Annotated in this window: 15 protein-coding genes and 1 riboswitch; of the genes, 9 read left to right on the top strand and 6 right to left on the bottom strand. The window is 59.3% G+C overall.

Translation table 11 applies throughout. The features are described 5' to 3' along the window. Positions 1-41: 41 nt before the first annotated feature. The 4 genes from MOV80_RS10485 to MOV80_RS10470 form a co-directional block, all read right to left on the bottom strand. Entirely contained in the window at positions 42-1,826 is a 1,785-nt protein-coding gene (locus MOV80_RS10485) for an O-antigen ligase family protein (RefSeq protein ID WP_191186270.1), read from the bottom strand. 75 nt (positions 1,827-1,901) lie between these two features. Next, positions 1,902-3,824 (bottom strand): Wzy polymerase domain-containing protein, encoded by a 1,923-nt coding sequence (locus MOV80_RS10480; protein ID WP_162896944.1) that lies wholly within the window; start codon positions 3,822-3,824, stop codon positions 1,902-1,904. After that, positions 3,775-4,212 (bottom strand): pilin, encoded by a 438-nt coding sequence (locus tag MOV80_RS10475; protein ID WP_118266438.1) that lies wholly within the window; start codon positions 4,210-4,212, stop codon positions 3,775-3,777. The genes MOV80_RS10480 and MOV80_RS10475 overlap by 50 nt, the downstream gene beginning before the upstream one ends. Positions 4,213-4,224: 12 nt before the next feature. After that, entirely contained in the window at positions 4,225-4,644 is a 420-nt protein-coding gene (locus tag MOV80_RS10470) for a pilin (RefSeq protein ID WP_118266435.1), read from the bottom strand. A 193-nt stretch (positions 4,645-4,837) separates the two neighbouring features. On the opposite strand from MOV80_RS10470, the gene MOV80_RS10460 reads away from it, so the two are divergent. The 4 genes from MOV80_RS10460 to MOV80_RS10445 all read left to right on the top strand — a co-directional run bounded on the left by MOV80_RS10460 (position 4,838) and on the right by MOV80_RS10445 (position 10,264). Further along, complete coding sequence (locus tag MOV80_RS10460) at positions 4,838-6,190, top strand: adenosylmethionine--8-amino-7-oxononanoate transaminase (RefSeq protein ID WP_118266433.1); 1,353 nt, start codon at positions 4,838-4,840, stop codon at positions 6,188-6,190. A gap of 101 nt (positions 6,191-6,291) precedes the next feature. Further along, on the top strand, positions 6,292-7,794 hold the full coding sequence (locus tag MOV80_RS10455) for a hypothetical protein (RefSeq protein ID WP_141113105.1): 1,503 nt from the start codon (positions 6,292-6,294) through the stop codon (positions 7,792-7,794). Positions 7,795-7,993: 199 nt separating this feature from the next. Beyond that, positions 7,994-9,112, top strand: a complete 1,119-nt coding sequence (proB, locus tag MOV80_RS10450; RefSeq protein ID WP_043592290.1) for a glutamate 5-kinase — start codon at positions 7,994-7,996, stop codon at positions 9,110-9,112. A 78-nt stretch (positions 9,113-9,190) separates the two neighbouring features. After that, positions 9,191-10,264, top strand: coding sequence for a spermidine/putrescine ABC transporter substrate-binding protein (locus tag MOV80_RS10445; RefSeq protein WP_249605092.1), 1,074 nt, complete (start codon positions 9,191-9,193; stop codon positions 10,262-10,264). Positions 10,265-10,311: 47 nt separating this feature from the next. Here MOV80_RS10445 and MOV80_RS10440 read toward each other — a convergent pair whose 3' ends face one another. After that, entirely contained in the window at positions 10,312-10,719 is a 408-nt protein-coding gene (locus tag MOV80_RS10440; RefSeq protein WP_249605091.1) for a hypothetical protein, read from the bottom strand. Positions 10,720-10,828: 109 nt separating this feature from the next. Then, on the bottom strand, positions 10,829-11,863 hold the full coding sequence (gene ruvB, locus MOV80_RS10435; protein ID WP_019100520.1) for a Holliday junction branch migration DNA helicase RuvB: 1,035 nt from the start codon (positions 11,861-11,863) through the stop codon (positions 10,829-10,831). 88 nt (positions 11,864-11,951) lie between these two features. Continuing rightward, positions 11,952-12,098, top strand: a riboswitch (FMN riboswitch). A gap of 124 nt (positions 12,099-12,222) precedes the next feature. Here ruvB and ribB point away from each other — a divergent pair. The 5 genes from ribB (at position 12,223) to MOV80_RS10410 (ending at position 17,207) form a co-directional block, all read left to right on the top strand. Beyond that, entirely contained in the window at positions 12,223-12,882 is a 660-nt protein-coding gene (gene ribB / locus MOV80_RS10430; RefSeq protein WP_019100521.1) for a 3,4-dihydroxy-2-butanone-4-phosphate synthase, read from the top strand. Between the two features lie 53 nt (positions 12,883-12,935). Then, positions 12,936-14,345 (top strand): HAMP domain-containing sensor histidine kinase, encoded by a 1,410-nt coding sequence (locus tag MOV80_RS10425; protein ID WP_043592296.1) that lies wholly within the window; start codon positions 12,936-12,938, stop codon positions 14,343-14,345. Beyond that, on the top strand, positions 14,342-14,872 hold the full coding sequence (locus MOV80_RS10420) for a hypothetical protein (RefSeq protein WP_118266430.1): 531 nt from the start codon (positions 14,342-14,344) through the stop codon (positions 14,870-14,872). Before MOV80_RS10425 ends, MOV80_RS10420 begins: the two co-directional genes overlap by 4 nt. Beyond that, positions 14,869-16,218 carry a sigma 54-interacting transcriptional regulator gene (locus MOV80_RS10415; RefSeq protein WP_118266428.1) on the top strand — a complete coding sequence of 450 codons (1,350 nt, stop codon included), beginning with the start codon at positions 14,869-14,871 and terminating at the stop codon, positions 16,216-16,218. The genes MOV80_RS10420 and MOV80_RS10415 overlap by 4 nt, the downstream gene beginning before the upstream one ends. Before the next feature lie 302 nt (positions 16,219-16,520). Further along, complete coding sequence (locus tag MOV80_RS10410) at positions 16,521-17,207, top strand: BON domain-containing protein (protein ID WP_118266425.1); 687 nt, start codon at positions 16,521-16,523, stop codon at positions 17,205-17,207. Positions 17,208-17,492 lie beyond the last annotated feature (285 nt).

Below are 17,492 nucleotides of genomic sequence, written 5' to 3'. Positions count from 1 at the left end.
TCAGCCTGTGGTTTTTTTGTGTCCCGAGCACGAGAAAGCGCTTACTCCAACATGGTCTGGTACTTGGCCGGCAGCTTGGCGTAGGCCTCGCGGGCCACTGCGCGCAGGGGTTCCCATTCTGCCCTGTCATCGTCCAGCGTACCCAGAAACATGCCGGCGTAAGTGGGGAACGATGCCAGCGTCGTCCGCAAGGTCTGCTCCGCCTGAACCTGCCTCCCCGCCAAGATTTCCAACTGCGCGCGCTTCAGCATCACTTCCGGATAAGGACGGAACGCGGTCAGTCGGCTCTCCAGCGTCAGCTTGCGCTCAAGTTGCTCCGGCCCTACTTTCAAGTAGTCGTCCACGGTGTAAAGCGCATGGTAGGCGAACAGCGGCTTGGTGTCCGCGATCTCGATCAGACGCTCCATCCTAACCTCATCGCGTTTGGCGTCATTGGTCGGCGTGTACAGGCCCACCAGTTCCCAGAACATCGACAGGCTGCTGATCGACAGCCAGCCTACCCAAACCAGCGCCGCGAACAGCGGCAGACGCAGCGGCCAAGCCAGCTGCCGATCGCCGCGCGGCGCCATCGCGGCGAAGATCACCAGCATCGCCAGGAAGTAGTAATACCACAGCGGATACTCCAGCATGCTGTGCGTCAGCGTCACCGCCAGGCAGCCCAGGGCCAGCACCCCTTCCAGCGTGGCGCGACGACCGAAGAACGGCCACAGCACCCAGGCAAAACCGCCGACGACCAGCAAAGTGACCACGCCGCCCATCTCGGCCAGCAATTGCAGGATCAGATTATGGGAGTTGGTGAACAAACCGCTGTTGAAACCGGATGCGGCGAACTGCGGCAGCGGCTGCAAACGCACGCTCTCCGCGGCGAACTGCGACCAGCCCACCCCCCTCAGCGGATGCGACAGGAAACTCAGCCAAGCCTTGTGCATTTCGGCGAAACGCCGCGATCCCATATCGTCGCCATTGGCCGCCAAGCGGGCCAGGCCGGAAGTGTTTTGCAGGTTTTCGTGCGTCAGCAGGGAAATCAGCTGATTGAACCAAGGCAGGGCGAACTGCATCGCCAACACCACCAGGCAGGACAGCCACATCGCCCACAGCATCCGGCGCGACTCCGCGCTGCCGATGCGCCAATGCCAGAGCGCAGCCAGCCCGGACAAGGCCACCAGATACAACAGAATGGTGCGCGAGCCCGCCCACCCCAGCATCAAAGCCAGGCCGAGCACGAGAATGGCCAGGCCCCAGCGCGGCAGCCGTCCGGCTGCATACAAATACACCCCGGCCACCACCGACCACATCAAATAATGCGCGTATTGATTGCGTTGGCCGATATGACCAAAGATATTGCTGGTGGGGTGAGAGCCATCGTAGAACAAGCCCAGCTCCGCGGCGTAGCCGGTCAATTGAGCCACGCCTATCACCGCCTGCACCAAACCGCCAACGATCAAGCCCCAGGCCAGCCAAACCGCAAACGGCCGCTCCCCCATCTCCTCGCGCAAAGACACGGCAACCGCCGCGAGCAAGGCCGCGGCCAACCAGGCCAAGGCGGTGGCGTAATTCATCCCGGGGAACAGCGCATCCACCCAGAATGGCTGCCCAGCCCAAAGCAGGCCCATGCCCAGACACCACCAGGCGCTGCGCGGCATGTAGCGGAACAATGATCCGCTCGGCAACAAGAAGACAGCCGCCGCCAGCAGCAGCCAGACCACATTGATTTCGCCAAACCACTGCGGCAGCGGCACATAGTGGATGCGCGAGGCGAAAGGCAGGATGGCGATGAGACACAGGGCCAGCACCGCCAGGAATGTGGAAAATCTTTGAGCGCTCATATTACGGCTGTCGTTTGCTAGATAGAGGACGCAGGATACCGCAAGCGCGCGCTCAAACAAACCGCACTCTGGCGGTCAAAACAGTGTTTTGCGCGTCACAGGCGCGGCCACGGTTATCACTGCGGCCAACTGCGCGGCTTGACTATAAGGAGGATGCTGGGCGTAGGCTTGGGCCGCGACCATGGCTAGCTGTTTCAAGGGAAGCACTTGAGAACTATTTTGAGATGCCAACATACCCACAAAACCTTTCACATAATCTGGATAATTAGCGATTGCCATCTTTAATGACTTGTCCGCTTCTACCTTGTTCCCCTTCAGAGCCTGCAATATCGCTAATTTTAATAACACATTAGGATAAGGACGGTAACGAGCCAACATTTCAAAATGGGCAAGCTTTATATCCAACTGTTCACTTGTAGGTATCATATAGTTACCCAACACCATATCCACATCTCTTGCCCAAAATGGATTCCTTCCAATATTTGACAACGCCTCCAACCGAGCAATATTATCCTTTTCATTTAACGATGGCACTCCATACTGGACAACCGTCCAAAAAGAACTTAGCCCCAGCAAAAAATACAGCACAAACCCAATCCCAAATAAAACCGACAACCCTTTCACGAATCCTGGACGAAGCGAGACACTCCATTCATGCCCCTTCACCAAAGCACAAATCAAAACAAAAACAATCAAAAATGGCATATACCACAAAGGATATTCAAACATACTATGCACTAAAATCACTACAAAAACGCCACACAGCCACAGACTATCTATACTCTTCTTCACCTTCCGCAATAATCTAAAAAACAAATAGCATAAACCCAACACAACAGGAACAGTGCCAAACAATCCAGACTCTGCTAGCAACTGGAAAAACAAGTTATGGCTATGAGTAAACAGCCAACTCTCCGGTTGTTTAGGCAAACCGGACAGCCATTCCATCCTTACCGTCTCTGCAGCAAACCCTCCCCATCCTACGCCAAACCATGGATGCTCAATAAAAATAAGCCACGCCTTGGTCCACTCAATCCGCCTCCGCACCCCCAAACCACCATCCATGATGCGATCTGAGCCGCTAACAACATTAACAGGTAGTCCTATTTTACTTAGCAGTAGCATAATTTCGCTATTCCAAAGTTGAAAGCAAAACATCAATAGCGCAGCCCCCACTACAGCCCAAGCAAAAAACTTTACTTCGCCACGTCCTTTTTCATCATCCGTCAAACTTCTATACCAGTACCACACCAACACTGAAGCCAACAACATATAGACAAAGGGCAAACGAGCCCCAGACCAAGAAATCGCCAAAATTACGGGCAGCAAAAAAAACAACACAAATCTGTATCGTATGCCACCCATCGCATGCAAATAACAAACTGACAGAACCCCCAAAAAAAGAAAATTTGCATATTGATTTCGCTGCGCAATATTTCCAACCACATCCAAAGAGTTTGGGCTATAAACAATGACCCCATAAAAATAACGCGCCATCCCCAACGCCTGAAGGATGCCTGCAAAAGATTGTAGCAAAGCAAACACAGCAACAACCTTAGCCAGCATTACAATCAAGGAATTAACATCTCTCGGTTTCAAACAGCTACGCAGCAGGAGAACAAACAGAGCCAAGCCGGCAAATAAAATGGCAAGCTGGCTATAGAAAGCTGACTGCAACATGACCACTGCAAGAATTAACAAAACCAATTCAAGCCAAGAAGCCACTACTTTATCCATTTTCAAAAAACACAAGCCAAACATAACCATACCAAGCAATGCAAATGCAAATGCATCAGACACCCAGTCTGGTAACGGCACATAACGTAACCAGCTCGTGAATGGCAACGAAATTGCTAACGCCATCAAAAAAAATGAAATAAGTTTTATATTTTTGTGCATAACAAAAAGGGTGCCGATTGGCACCCTCCTTAATAAGTTTTTATAACAATCAGTTGCCGGCACGGCAGTTAGCTGGCAACCACTGAGAGTTAAGGGCATTAGTCCCAGACGCTCCACATGTCCAAACAATCGACCCATTCGATGCAACAGGTGTCAGCGTCAATTGATTTTTGGTGGAGTCAATCAAAGTAGTGCTATATGAAACCGTAATGACACCGCTTGTACCAACAAGCACACTAGTCACTGAGTTACCACTAATTGATGTTTGCAAGCCAGCTGAAGTATTTGTAGAGGGGAAAGAACCATTTGAAGCATAGTACTCTGCCACTGCAGTTTTGGCTGCAGAAGCCAAGCTTAGCCCCTCTGACACCCTAGCCCGTTTGGTATAGTCCTGATAAGCGGGAATAGCAATCGCGGCGAGAATACCAATAATAGCCACCACTATCATCAGTTCGATAAGAGTAAAACCTTGTTGGGATTTTTGCATTGCAAGCTCCATTTAATGGCAAGACGAAGGCACATATTGAGCATAAGCCGCATCGGTAGAGCACGACCACGCAACAGTACCACTACTAGCTACAGGGGTAAAGACCACAGTCAAACCAGAGACCACACTGCTATTAAACAACACGGTCACAGTACTGACTCCACTACTAACTCCAACCTGTACATTGCTGACATAGTTTCCGGCCAAAGTATCAGGTAAACCTGCACTAGCATTAGTGCTTGGCCAAGTATTGCCAGCCAGATAGTATTCTGACACCGAGGTTTTGGCCTGATCCGCATAGGTCAAGCCTTCCGCCACCTTGGCACGAACCACATAGTTCTGATAAGCCGGAATCGCAATCGCCGCCAAAATACCAATAATGGCGACAACAATCATTAGTTCAATCAAGGTAAACCCAGCCGCCTTCCTCATTGCTCGGCTCCAAGGCTTGTTTTATAGAGAGCACTTATGCAGAAAGTATGCCACCCCCTTCTTCACACTCATTCCTGCCAGTCCGCCAGTCATAAACAGCGCAACAGGTAGAAATGTGACGTTCTTGGTCAGTCCGCTGCCTCGCTCTCCCTGTGATAGCATCGAACTCTTAGTCTGAATACATAGAACAGATATGAGTGATAACCAAGACTGGCTGCAGCGCAGCTTCAACACTGTCTGGCACCCCTGCACCCAGATGAAACGCCATGAGGCTTTGCCCATCGTACCCATCGCCAGCGCGGACGGCGTCTGGCTGAGAGACTTCGACGGCAAGCGCTATCTGGACGGGGTCAGCTCCTGGTGGGTGAATTTGTTTGGCCATGGTCATCCTCGCATCAAGCGGGCGATCAAAGATCAACTGGACAAGCTGGAGCACGTGATGCTGGCCGGCTTTACGCATCAGCCGGTGGTGGAGTTGTCAGAACGTCTGGCCAAGCTCAGCGGCTTGGCTCACGTGTTTTATGGGTCCGACGGTGCCAGCGCCACGGAAATTGCGCTCAAGATGAGCTTTCACTACTGGCGCAATCAGGGGCTAGCGGACAAGTCGCGTTTCATCAGCCTGGAAAACAGTTATCACGGTGAAACCGTGGGCGCCCTGGCCGTCACCGACGTTCCCTTGTTTTCCAGCACCTATGCAGACTTGCTGAAGCCGGGCCTGCGCGCGCCGTCTCCGGACGCCCGCCGCGCGCTGCCCGGTGAAAGCGCGGCCGATGCCGCGCGCAAAGCGATCCAGGCGCTGGAAAACCTGCTGACCAAGCACGCGGGAGAAGTGGCCGCCGTCATCGTGGAGCCCTTGGTTCAAGGCGCGGCCGGGATGGTAATGTACGACCCGCTCTATCTGAGCGAGCTACGCCGACTGTGCGATCAATACCAGGTGCACTTGATCGCCGATGAAATCGCCGTGGGCTTTGGCCGGACCGGCAGCCTGTTCGCCTACCAGCAAGCCGACATCACGCCGGACTTCCTCTGTCTGTCCAAAGGCATCACCGGCGGTTTCCTGCCACTTTCCTGCGTGTTGACCAGCAGCCCAATTTATCAGGCCTTCTACCACGACGATGTCACTCGCGGTTTCTTGCATTCGCACAGCTATACCGGCAATGCATTGGCCTGCGCCGCGGCGCTGGCAGTGCTGGATATCTTCGCGGAGGAGGATGTCCTGGCCACCAATGCCGACAAAGCTCAGCGCTTCAATTCGATGATGACTGATTTGCAAGCGCGTCCGGACGTCAGGAATTTCCGCCACAAGGGCATGATCTGGGCCTTCGAGGTCGACACTTCACGCGCCGACTTCGCCCAAGCCTGTTTTGCCGCGATGCTGCGCCGAAGTTGCCTGTTGCGCCCCATCGGCAACACCGTGTATTTCATGCCCCCCTATACGATCACCGACGAGGAGATGGCCTTCCTGATCGCCGCCACCGCAGCCACACTGGAGGAACTGGCGCGCGCATCCAACACCGCCGACGGCCAAAGCATCGCTTTGCCGTGATCCGCCTTGCCATGGCGGGGTGAGTGCCCATAGCATGGAAACGGCACAATTTACATTGTGAATCGCCTTGCATGCCGCTGCCCACCCTGCCAGAACAAACTATGGATCCTCTGCTGATAGATACTCAACCGGATAGCGTGGCGGCATGGCTGGAGCGGCTGCCATTCACCGATCTGCCCGAATGCGGACGCTTATTGAGCCAGTCCATGCAAAACTTGTCCCGAGTTCCACTGGACAGCCATTTGCGCCACAAGCTCCTGAAGCTGTACCTGAAAGCGGTGGATCGCTATTACCCGCTGCTGGAAAACGAGATTCGCCAACACGACAGTTTAGGAACGCCAAAGGTGCGCCAACTGGCCTTGCTGAGCGTCGAGCTGTTCGCTCTGATTTTCATCACGTTCAAACAGACTCTGCACGATCGCCTTGCCAAGCGCGGCCTGCTTGATCGCGAGCACCCTAAAATCGAGCTGATGGCCTACACCATGATGGCGGCGCGCCAGCTGCTGAGCATCAGCCAGCAATGCTATACCCCGATCACGCCGGACTTCTGGTACGACTGCCACCAGTTGCATGTCTTCGCCAGCGGCCGCGGCTGGCAAGACAAGGGGCTGGCTAACGATGACTCCATCCAGACCATCTACTTGCAGATCCTATTGATGGGGCTGACCCCCAGCAACCGCCTCGCCCCCACCGAGCAAGCCTTGTCGCGACAGCTGATCTTCGATCTAGCAGCCAAAGCCCGGCTGATTCCAGTTGAAGCCTTGACCCAGCCCGTGCATGGCTATCTGGTTGATCAACAAATCGACTCCCCCCCACGCTTTCTGCCGATTTCCGCAAGCAAATTGGGCCCCGGCTGCTTTCTGCTGGATCTGGAGCCGCTCAGAGACATCCTGGAGAAAAGCCGCGAGGCACTGCAAAAAGCTCAGAACAATCGTCAACAGGGCCTGATGATTGATGAATTGCAGTTGTTATCCTTACTGGTGGAAGAATGGCATCAGCCCAAACGTCGCCGTCATCCACGACTCAAGACCCAAACCATCATCGAAATCGTCGCGGCACTGCCGGGCATCTGGTTCCATCGCAACGATCTAAGTTGGCAATTGCCCGGCATCTCCGCTGAAGAGGACACGCCTCGCCACCGGCCGCCGCCGCCGCCCTGCTTGCTGGCCATATCCAATCAGAGCGATACCGGCTTGCTGCTGCACGGCCAACCGCGAGATCAATCCCTACGAGCAGGGGAACTGCTGCTGGTCACCCCGCCAAACCAGCCGGAAAACGCCAAGCTCGGCATCGCCCGCTGGGTTGCGCTTCGCGCGGATGGGCGGGAAATCGAATGCGGCGTCGAGTTCATCGGCGGACCGCCCCAACCCGCGCTGGCCATGCCCAGCATTACCCACCCCGGCGACAGCTTTCAGTTCGCCTTGCTGCTGGCCACGCCTGCAGGAATGCCCAGATTGCTGTTGATGGCTGGACGCCCGTATAGCCAGTTACGCGAATTCCGCCTACATGACGGCGAACGGGAAAGCCTGATCCGGGTATCGCGTTTACACACGCAGACTCCGCTGTTCCAAATCATGGAATACCGCGATAGCGAGCATTTCTGACTCAGATCAAGCTTTTATCTTGCCGCGGACCCTGCCGAATTGCACGGTCCGCATCAAAGCCCGTGTAATCAACAGGCTGCCGACACCATGATGGCGTCGCTTTGCCGCCATCGGATCTCCGCCCCGCCGGAGACGGTCCGGCATGCTCTTTTTCGGGTAAACTCCCCCGCATCTATCGTTTTGACTCATGGAGTTTTGGATGCGCTCGGTTATTCACGCCGCTGACCGGATTGTGGTCAAAGTCGGCTCCAGTCTCGTCACCAATGACGGCAAGGGCCTGGATATGGCGGCGCTCAATCGCTGGGCGGCGGAAATCGCCGAATTGAAACGGCGCGGCAAACAGGTGGTGCTGGTTTCCAGCGGCGCGATTGCCGAAGGCTGCCAACGACTAGGCTGGACCGTGCGCCCCAAGGGCGTGCATGAATTGCAGGCTGCCGCCGCAGTGGGCCAGATGGGCCTGTGCCAGGCATATGAAACGGCCTTTCGCGGCTTTGGCTTGCAGACCGCGCAAATCCTGCTGACCCACGAGGACTTGGCTGACCGTACCCGCTATCTTAACGCCCGCTCCACATTGACCAGCCTGTTGAACCTGAACGCGGTGCCCATCATCAATGAAAACGACACCGTGGTCACCGACGAAATCCGCTTCGGCGACAACGACACCCTGGGCGCGCTGGTGACCAATCTGATAGAGGCCGACGCGCTGATCATTCTCACTGATCAGCAAGGCCTGTACAGCGCGGACCCTCGCAAACACCCCGACGCGGAATTCATTCATGAAGCCATTGCCGGCGAGCCTCGGTTGGAAGAAATGGCCGGCGGCGCCGGCTCCAGTGTGGGCACCGGCGGCATGATCACCAAGATTCTCGCCGCCAAGCGCGCGGCGCGCAGCGGCGCGGCCACCGTGATCGCCTGCGGCCGCGAGCATCAGGTGCTGTCGCGCTTGGCGGACGGCGAGGGCATCGGCACCCAGTTGCTGCCGCCCACCAACCGCATGGCGGCGCGCAAGCAATGGTTGGCCGATCATTTGAAATTATCCGGACGCCTGGTTCTGGACTCCGGCGCGGCGTTGGCGGTGCGGGAACGCGGCACCAGCCTGCTGCCTATCGGCGTTTGCGCGGTGGAAGGCGATTTCCTGCGCGGCGAGGCGGTGGCCTGCGTCGATCAGGAAGGCAAGGAAGTGGCGCGCGGCCTGGTCAACTACAGCTCCAGCGAAGCGCGCACCATCATGCAGAAGCCCACCCGGGAGATTGAAGCCTCACTCGGCTATATGATCGAACCGGAATTGATTCATCGCGACAATATGGTCGCTCTGTAACGGATGCGGTGGCGCCTCGACGCCTCCGCTCCGTCTCCGTTTTTCCATTCCATTCTTTGAACTAAAGGATTCACGCGTATGAAAAAGCTGGCCCTTTCGGCGCTTCTGGCTCTGACTTGGGGCTCGGCAATGGCCGAGGACGTACTCCATATCTACAACTGGAACAACGCCTTGTCCGCAGACACCGCCAAGCGTTTTGAGCAATCGTGCAAATGCCGGCTGGTGCAGGACTATTACGGGGACAACGAGGAGATGCTCGCCAAACTGGCCGCCGGCGCCAAAGGCTACGACATGGTCTTCCCCACCGCCTTCGCCGTCAGCACTCTGATCAAGCAGGGCAAAACCCAGCCGCTGAACAAGGCGCAGCTGCCCAACTGGAAGAACCTCAATTCAGGCTACCTGAGGCTGAACGCGCCGTTCGACGCCGGCAACAAGGTGGCAGCCCCCACCGTTGTGTCGCTGACCTTGCTCGGCTACAACGAAACCCAGTTGCAAAAAGCCGGCGTGTTGCCGCAGGCCAACAGTTGGGCCTTGATCTTCGATCCTGCGGTGCTGGCAAAAATCAAAGGCCGGGTCACTGTACTGGATTCGCAGCGCGAACTGATGTCCGCCGCCCTGCTCTATCTGGGCAAGGACGCCAACTCCGTCCAGCCAGCAGACTGGAAGGCCGCGGCCGACGTGATCCGCAAAGCCAAGCCCTATTGGGCCGCCTTCAACAACCAGAGCTATATCAAAGAGCTGACCGTAGGCAATATCTGGGTGGCCCACGGCTATTCCAACGATTTGTTCCAGGCGCAGCAAGACGCGCAGCACGCCAAACGACCGTTCAAACTGGGCTACCAGCCACAGAAGGAAGGCAATATCCTGGCGGTGGACAATATGGTGATTCTGAAGGATGCTCCGCGGCCGGACCTAGCGCACCGCTTCATCAACTTCATGCTGGATGGCAAGAACGCCGCCGAAATCTCCAACCAGATCGGCGCGACCAACCCGGTCAAAGCGGCCGAGGCTTTCTTCAAACCGCAGATCAAGGCCAATCCGGTGATCATGCTGGAGCCGGCCAAGGGCAAGTACGTGGCGCTGAAAGATCTGGACGTGAAATCCCGCCGCGATTTGAACCGCCTGTGGTCGCAGATCAAGATCGGCCGCTGAGCCAGGCCCCGTTTCAACGAAAAATCCCGACCATGGTCGGGATTTTTTCATTCTTCGGGAGGCCGCTCGCCTTTACGCATCTCCACCGCCTTCATGATCACATAGGCCAGCATTGCGCACAGGAAGAACAACAACATAACCCAAGCAATCGAGCGCAGCGTATCGATGAAAGTGTTGAACAACTCCAGCAACCATCGTTCGCCGGTCAGCTCCATCACGGTGCTGCCCTTGCCCGCGGCCGGCGGCAAGTACTTCTCCAGCGACCACTGCCGCACCCCGCCGGAAACGCCGGTGACCACGATGGCGAAGAAAATGTACTTGCGCCAGGCATCAGTCAAATCACGCCCTAGAACCCGCGCCAGAATTTTGTTGACCGCCGGATCGAAAAAACGCGCGGTGAATACCGAGGTGGCTATCGCCACCGCCAAGGTCAGGCCAAACAAAGCGTAAAACATAATCGTCCCCCGCCGCAGCGGAATGCCGTGTGAATCCGGAATTGTACGCCTGAGCGCCGGCGGCGGCGATCAAGGGATTGCCGTCCTGCTGCGCGCAGGCGACACCACCTCAATCCTTGAGCGGCAAGCCAAAGTGCTGATAAGCCAGCGCCGTCGCCATCCGACCGCGCGGGGTGCGCTGCAGATAGCCTTGCTGGATCAGGAAGGGTTCGATCACGTCCTCGATAGTGTCGGTGGACTCGCCGATGGCTGCCGCGACGTTGTCCAAGCCCACCGGCCCACCGGAAAACTTCTCCAAAATGGCTTGCAGCAGCTTGCGGTCCATCACGTCCAGGCCGGCCGGGTCCACGTCCAGCATCGCCAGCGCGGCGTCCGCCACCTGGGAGCTGACCACGCCGTCGGCCCGGACTTCGGCGTAATCCCGCACCCGGCGCAGCAGCCGATTGGCGATACGCGGCGTGCCGCGGCTGCGGCGCGCCACTTCGAACGCGCCGTCGTCGGCCAATTTGACGTTCAACAAGCCAGCGGAACGGTTGACGATGCGGGTCAGTTCCTCGGCGTTGTAAAACTCCAGCCGCGCGACGATGCCAAAGCGGTCGCGCAGCGGATTGGTGAGCATGCCGGCACGGGTGGTGGCGCCCACCAGGGTGAACGGCGGCAGATCGATCTTGACCGAACGCGCCGCCGGCCCCTCGCCTATCATGATGTCGATCTGATAATCCTCCAAGGCCGGATAAAGGATTTCCTCCACCACGGGGCTCAGCCGGTGAATCTCATCGATGAACAGCACATCGTGCGGCTCCAGATTAGTCAGCAGCGCCGCCAAATCCCCGGCCCGCTCCAACACAGGTCCGGAGGTCTGCCGCAGATTGACGCCCATTTCGCGGGCCACGATATGCGCCAAGGTAGTCTTGCCCAGCCCAGGCGGGCCGAACAGCAGCACGTGGTCCAGCGCTTCGCTGCGGCGCTTGGCCGCCTCGATGAAGATTTCCAGCTGTTCGCGCGCCTTTTTCTGGCCAACGTACTCGTCCAACAGTTTGGGCCGTAAAGCGCGCTCCAACGCCTCCTCCTGGCTGGACAGGCTTTGCTGGGTGACGATGCGGGGCTCGGGCGCGCCGCCGTACAGGTTGTCGGTTTCAATCATGGTGTCAGCCGCCGGCCAAAAAAACGAATGTCCAATCTTACCACCGCGCTATAATCGCCGCTGGCCCGCCCATCGCGGCGAGCCAACGCAACGTCTTCAGGGCGGGGTGCAATTCCCCACCGGCGGTATGATCGCAAGATCGAGCCCGCGAGCGCTTCCGCTTCCCGGCGGAAGGTCAGCAGATCTGGTGACAGGCCAGAGCCGACGGTAATAGTCCGGATGAGAGAAGACGACATCGCCGTCCGCCGCGCTGCGCGCGGTCGCGGCGTGTTCGCTGCGCGCTTGGCGCGCGGGTGGGTTCGCGCCTGCCCTTTTCACGCCCTGGAACCTGTTTCTCAAACTATCCGAGGACCGTTTCCATGAGTATCGCCACACACCCCGACACCCTGTCCCAACGCGTCGAAACGGCGCTGAACGCCTTGCGCCGCGGCCTGCCGGTCATCGTTCCCGACGATCACGACCGCGAGAACGAAGCCGACCTGATCCTGGCCGCCGACGCGCTGAACGAAGCCGAAATGGCGCGCCTGATCCGCGATTGCAGCGGCATCGTCTGTCTGTGCCTGACCGCCGAGCACGCCGCACGGCTGCAATTGCCTCCGATGACCCAACGCAACGGCAGCCGCTACGGCACCGCCTTCACCGTCAGCATCGAAGCCGCGCAGGGCGTATCCACCGGCGTATCCGCCGCCGACCGGGTGCGTACTATTCAGGCAGCCGTCCACCCGCAAGCGCAGGCCGGGGACGTGGTCAGTCCCGGCCATGTCTTTCCGCTGGTGGCGGCAGAAGGCGGCGTGCGGAGCCGCCGCGGCCACACCGAGGCCGCTGTGGAGCTGGCGCGGCTGGCCGGCTTCCAGCCCGCCGGCGTGCTCTGCGAGCTGATGAACCCGGACGGCAGCATGATGCGCGGCGCGCAAATCGCGGACTACGCTCAAACGCACACGCTGCCCATTCTGAGCGTGGCCGAGCTGGCTGAATGGATTTCCCGCCAGAACTTAGCCGCCGCTCCGCTGTCTGCTTGATCTTTGCCCTTAAGCCGCGGGCATGCGCCCGCGGCGTCGACGCCGACCCCATCATGCTTCGTTTCGTTTCTTTCCGCAGCCTGTTGCTGGCCAGCTTTCTGATCGTCGCCGTCGTGCCCTCCGCCGTGCTGATCCAACTGCGCAACGAGTTGGGACACGCCGCCTCCACACTGCGCTCGCATCAGGAACAAGCCAAGGAATGGCTGGACGCCAACCGCGTGTCGCGCGAACAATCCATTCAGTTCGAACGCGCCACCCGCCAGGCCCAGATCCTGAAAGACCGCGCGCTGGCCAACACCGCCGCCGGCGCCTGGCAGGAAATCGAACTGGCGCAACGCAAGCTGCAGCGTGGCGACGACGACGAGCTGGCGCTCAGCGCCCGGGCCATCCTAGCGATCCAGCCGCAGCTCCAGGGCCTGCCGGCGCGCTCCGGCGCGCAACGCGACCGTTTGTTCCGCCAGCTGGACCTGCACCTGACGGCGCAGGGCCAGTTGATCAACCGCCAACTGGAACAGAGCCAGCGTCAATGGCAGGATTCGATCACCGAGATGCGCCGCACCGCCGACCGTCTGGCCTGGTTGTCGCTAGCCTCCGCGCTGGCGCTGGCGCTGGCGATGACCTTGTTGATCAGTTGGCCGCTACGCAAGCTGCAAGCCAAAATCGCGCGGATGAGCGATGGCGCGCGGCTGCAGGACTGGCGCCAGTCCGGCCCCGCCGACCTGCAGCGACTGGCCCGCGAGCTGGCCCAACTGGACCGCAGGCTGGCGGCGCTGGAAGAACAGAAAGGCCGTTTCTTCCGTCAAGCCTCCCATGAGCTGAAAACCCCGCTGGCCGCCATCCATGAGGCCGCCGCGCTATTGCGTGAAGAAGTGATAGGACGGCTATCCGCCCAACAACAGGAAATTGTGGCCATCCTGCAAAACAATGCGCAGACCCTGCGCCAACGCGTGGAAGCCTTATTGCGCTATGATGCCGGCCAATGGCTGTCCGAGACGCTAACCGTGGAAACCTTCGATCTGCCGGCGCTGATTACGGAACGGTTGCAGGTCTGTCGTCCTCTGCTGCAAGCCAAACGTCTCGCCGCCAAAGTCCAGGGCGACGCAGAGCGGGTTAACGGCGACCGCTCTAAAGTAGAGACCATCCTGGACAACCTATTAATCAACGCCATTCGCCACAGCCCCGCCGGCAGCGCCTTGAACATCCGTCACGGCCGCGATGGCGGCGGCGTCTGGCTGGAAATCAGCGATCAAGGCCCCGGCGTGCCGGAAGCCTATCGAGAAAAGATTTTCGAGCCGTTCTGGAGCGGTTCGCCGCCGCCGGACGAATTGCCCGGCACCGGGCTGGGCCTGGCGATGGCGCGCGGTTTCGCCCAATTGATGCGAGGCGAACTAACGCTGGAACCCACGCCCCAGAACGGCGCCTGCTTCCGCCTTCAGTGGCCGGAACCGGAGAACAAGACATGAAGACACTTTGCCTTTTGACCCTCAACACACGACGGCTGCTCTGGCTTTGCAGCCTGCTGGTCCTGAGCGCCTGCGCTCATCAGCGTCAGCCGGCCGCCGCGCCGGCCGCGCCCATCATCCGTTGCCCGGACGCCAATCAAGTCCTGCTGCTGCTGAACCAGACGCGGGAAATCCAGACCCTGTCCCTGACCGGGCGGGAAAGCTGCGGCAGCAGCCGCTTGCTGTCTCTGCTCCAACAAGCGCAAACGGCGGAGAACCGAGCCGATACGCAAAAAATACTGACTCAGTTGGAGAGCCTGCTTGCCAAGACCGACAACCTGGACCCGGCCAGCCTAGGTCTTGCGCGGCTGCAGCTCCAACAATTTCAAGAACGACGCAAGCTGGCGGAAGCGCTGGAGCGGCAACAGGCGCAGAACCGCGACCTGCAGAAACGCTACGACGATCTAAGCGGCAAGCTCAACGCCCTGCGCGAAGTCGAACGCGAACTCCAGCTGAAGCCCAGCAAAACCAAAGGAGGCCAGCCATGAGCGCCATCGCCCGCATCGTCTTGGTCGACGACGATCCCGACCTATTGCGCTTGCTCGGACTGCGGCTCGGCGCCGCCGGCTACGAGGTTGAGGCGCTAAACAGCGCCGAGGCGGCGCTAAACGCGCTAGCGGCTCGCCGCGCCGACTTATTGCTGACGGACTGGCGCCTACCCGGCATGGACGGTTTGGAGCTGTTTGAACAAGTCCGCCAGCGCTACCCTGCGATGCCGGTGATTTTACTGACCGCCCACGGCACGGTGCCGGACGCAGTGGAGGCTGTCAGCCGCGGCGTGTTCGGCTACCTGGTCAAACCCTTCGACGGCAAGGCGCTGCTGGACAAGGTGGCCCAGGGCTTGTCGCTGGCGGGACCTGGCCGGCCGGCCGACCAGGCCGCCACTGGCTGGCGCTCCGGCCTGGTCAGCCGCAGCCCGGCGATGGAGGAACTGCTGGCCGAGGCCCGTATGGTCGCAGCCACCGGCGCCAGCGTGCTCCTGCGCGGCGAAAGCGGCACCGGCAAGGAAGTGCTGGCCAAAGCCATTCACCTGGCCAGCCCGCGCGCGGGCCAACCTTTCATCGCGGTCAACTGCGGAGCGATTCCGGACAATCTGCTGGAAAGCGAGCTGTTCGGTCATGAAAAAGGCTCGTTCACCGGCGCCAACGCGCGCCAGACCGGCCTGATCCAACAGGCGGACGGCGGCACCCTATTCCTGGACGAGATCGGCGACATGCCGCCGCCTCTGCAGGTCAAATTGCTGCGCGTGCTGCAGGAACGCGAAGTACGTCCGGTCGGCGCGACCCGGGCGACCCCGGTGGATATCCGTCTGGTGTCGGCCACGCATCGCGAGTTGGAAGCGCTGATCCAGGAAGGCAGCTTCCGAGAGGACTTGTTCTACCGCCTGAACGTGGTGTCGCTGCGCCTGCCGCCACTGGCCGAACGCCGCGAAGACATCCCTCTGCTGGCAGCTCATTTCCTGGAAAAAATCGCCACCCGCTATCAGAAAGCCGTCAGCGGTTTCGCCGCCGACGCGCTGGAATACCTGAGCGCCGCGCCTTGGCCGGGCAATATCCGGCAATTGGCCAATGTGGTAGAACAATGCTGCGTGCTGACCACCGGCTCCCTAGTGACGCTGGCGCAAGTACAGAAAGCCGTCGCCAGCGAAGAAAGCGCGATCCCAACGCTGGCTGAAGCCAAGCGACAATTTGAACGCGACTACCTGGAACGCTTGCTGCGGCTGACCGGTGGCAATGTCAGCGACGCCGCGCGACTGGCTGACCGCAACCGCACCGAGTTTTACCGCTTGCTGCAAAAACACGAGCTGACGCCCGCCGCCTTCAAGCTGGAATAAGCGTGGCGACGCGACAGGCGTGATAAAAAATGAAGCGCCGCCAACGCCTGTCGCCAATCGGCGACAGGTAAAATCACAGCGAAATCAAAGCCCTACCCCGTCCCCCCTCCTCGCTGTCGCCAAACAGCGACAGAATAGCCGCATCCTGCAAGCCAACTCCAGCCACAAAAAACTCAAGCCACTGAAAAATAAGAAAAAATCAAAGCTGGCACGCCTTTTGCCATAGGGAGAGCGCAAATGATCGAAGCGCGACAGACTCAAGCGCAAGCGATGTGACTCACTCTCTCAAAAAGGTTAATCCCATGAAGAAATCCACTCTTGCCATTGCTCTGATGACTTCCCTGTTCACCGGCGCCAGCTGGGCGGCTCAAGACGCCAGCGCCCCGGCCGAGCAGGCTCAACGCGCCACCGCAGCCAAAGGCGACGCCAGCGCTCCGGCCGAGCAAGCCCAACGCGCCACCGCAGCCAAAGGCGACGCCAGCGCTCCGGCCGAGCAAGCCCAGCGCGCTACCGCAGCCAAAGGCGACGCCAGCGCTCCGGCCGAACAAGCTCAACGCGCCACCGCAGCCAAGGACGACGCCAGCGCTCCGGCCGAGCAAGCACAGCGCGCTACCGCAGCCAAAGGCGACGCCAGCGCTCCGGCCGAGCAAGCCCAACGCGCCACCGCAGCCAAAGGCGACGCCAGCGCCCCGGCCGAGCAAGCCCAGCGTGCTACCGCAGCCAAAGGCGACGCCAGCGCTACTGAAGCTTTTATCGCCGAAGCTACGCCAAGCGCAGCCACCGGTCTGAACCAGGCGGTTCAGGAGGCCGTCGCCAAAGCCGCGGCTCAGGTTGGCGCCAATATCCAGACCAGTGTGAAAGCAGGCGAAGTCACCCTGAATGGCACCGCGCCCAGCGAAGAAGCGCTGCGCCGCGTAGCTGAAGAAGCTTCCCGCGTGCCGGGCGTAACCTCGGTACGCACCAACGTCACTCTCAAAGCCGCTGGCTAATTCCGCTTTCATTCATCGGCGCACAACCCGCCTGGCTCGCTTGCCCTGACCTGTCGCGCCGATACTCGCTTTACCCGGAGTCGTCCCAAGGAACACACGCATGTGTGCCCGCCTCCATTCGCCGCCCTTCTGGGCGGCTTTTTTTATGCGAGGCCAACGCACACCACTCTTCCTTGACGGTCCTAACAAAACCTCTCAGAGCACCTGGGCCAAGGCGCGCCGACGCAGGCAGTACAAGTAGTACGACAAGGAGGCGCAACGCAGGATCAGGGGTTTTGTTAGCGG

The sequence above is a fragment of the Chromobacterium sp. IRSSSOUMB001 genome, assembly GCF_023507765.1.
Lineage (GTDB): Bacteria > Pseudomonadota > Gammaproteobacteria > Burkholderiales > Chromobacteriaceae > Chromobacterium > Chromobacterium haemolyticum.
The sequence above is the reverse complement of the archived record's forward strand: the minus strand, read 5'-3'. Positions and strand labels throughout refer to the sequence as shown.

What these genes read in the sequence shown, in the direction of transcription:
- MOV80_RS10485 (WP_191186270.1), bottom strand. Translation starts at nt 1,826, where the DNA reads ATGAGCGCTCAAAGATTTTCCACATTCCTGGCGGTGCTGGCCCTGTGT.
- MOV80_RS10480 (WP_162896944.1), bottom strand. Translation starts at nt 3,824, where the DNA reads ATGCCCTTAACTCTCAGTGGTTGCCAGCTAACTGCCGTGCCGGCAACT.
- MOV80_RS10475 (WP_118266438.1), bottom strand. Translation starts at nt 4,212, where the DNA reads ATGCAAAAATCCCAACAAGGTTTTACTCTTATCGAACTGATGATAGTG.
- MOV80_RS10470 (WP_118266435.1), bottom strand. Translation starts at nt 4,644, where the DNA reads ATGAGGAAGGCGGCTGGGTTTACCTTGATTGAACTAATGATTGTTGTC.
- MOV80_RS10460 (WP_118266433.1), top strand. Translation starts at nt 4,838, where the DNA reads ATGAGTGATAACCAAGACTGGCTGCAGCGCAGCTTCAACACTGTCTGG.
- MOV80_RS10455 (WP_141113105.1), top strand. Translation starts at nt 6,292, where the DNA reads ATGGATCCTCTGCTGATAGATACTCAACCGGATAGCGTGGCGGCATGG.
- proB (WP_043592290.1), top strand. Translation starts at nt 7,994, where the DNA reads ATGCGCTCGGTTATTCACGCCGCTGACCGGATTGTGGTCAAAGTCGGC.
- MOV80_RS10445 (WP_249605092.1), top strand. Translation starts at nt 9,191, where the DNA reads ATGAAAAAGCTGGCCCTTTCGGCGCTTCTGGCTCTGACTTGGGGCTCG.
- MOV80_RS10440 (WP_249605091.1), bottom strand. Translation starts at nt 10,719, where the DNA reads ATGTTTTACGCTTTGTTTGGCCTGACCTTGGCGGTGGCGATAGCCACC.
- ruvB (WP_019100520.1), bottom strand. Translation starts at nt 11,863, where the DNA reads ATGATTGAAACCGACAACCTGTACGGCGGCGCGCCCGAGCCCCGCATC.
- ribB (WP_019100521.1), top strand. Translation starts at nt 12,223, where the DNA reads ATGAGTATCGCCACACACCCCGACACCCTGTCCCAACGCGTCGAAACG.
- MOV80_RS10425 (WP_043592296.1), top strand. Translation starts at nt 12,936, where the DNA reads ATGCTTCGTTTCGTTTCTTTCCGCAGCCTGTTGCTGGCCAGCTTTCTG.
- MOV80_RS10420 (WP_118266430.1), top strand. Translation starts at nt 14,342, where the DNA reads ATGAAGACACTTTGCCTTTTGACCCTCAACACACGACGGCTGCTCTGG.
- MOV80_RS10415 (WP_118266428.1), top strand. Translation starts at nt 14,869, where the DNA reads ATGAGCGCCATCGCCCGCATCGTCTTGGTCGACGACGATCCCGACCTA.
- MOV80_RS10410 (WP_118266425.1), top strand. Translation starts at nt 16,521, where the DNA reads ATGAAGAAATCCACTCTTGCCATTGCTCTGATGACTTCCCTGTTCACC.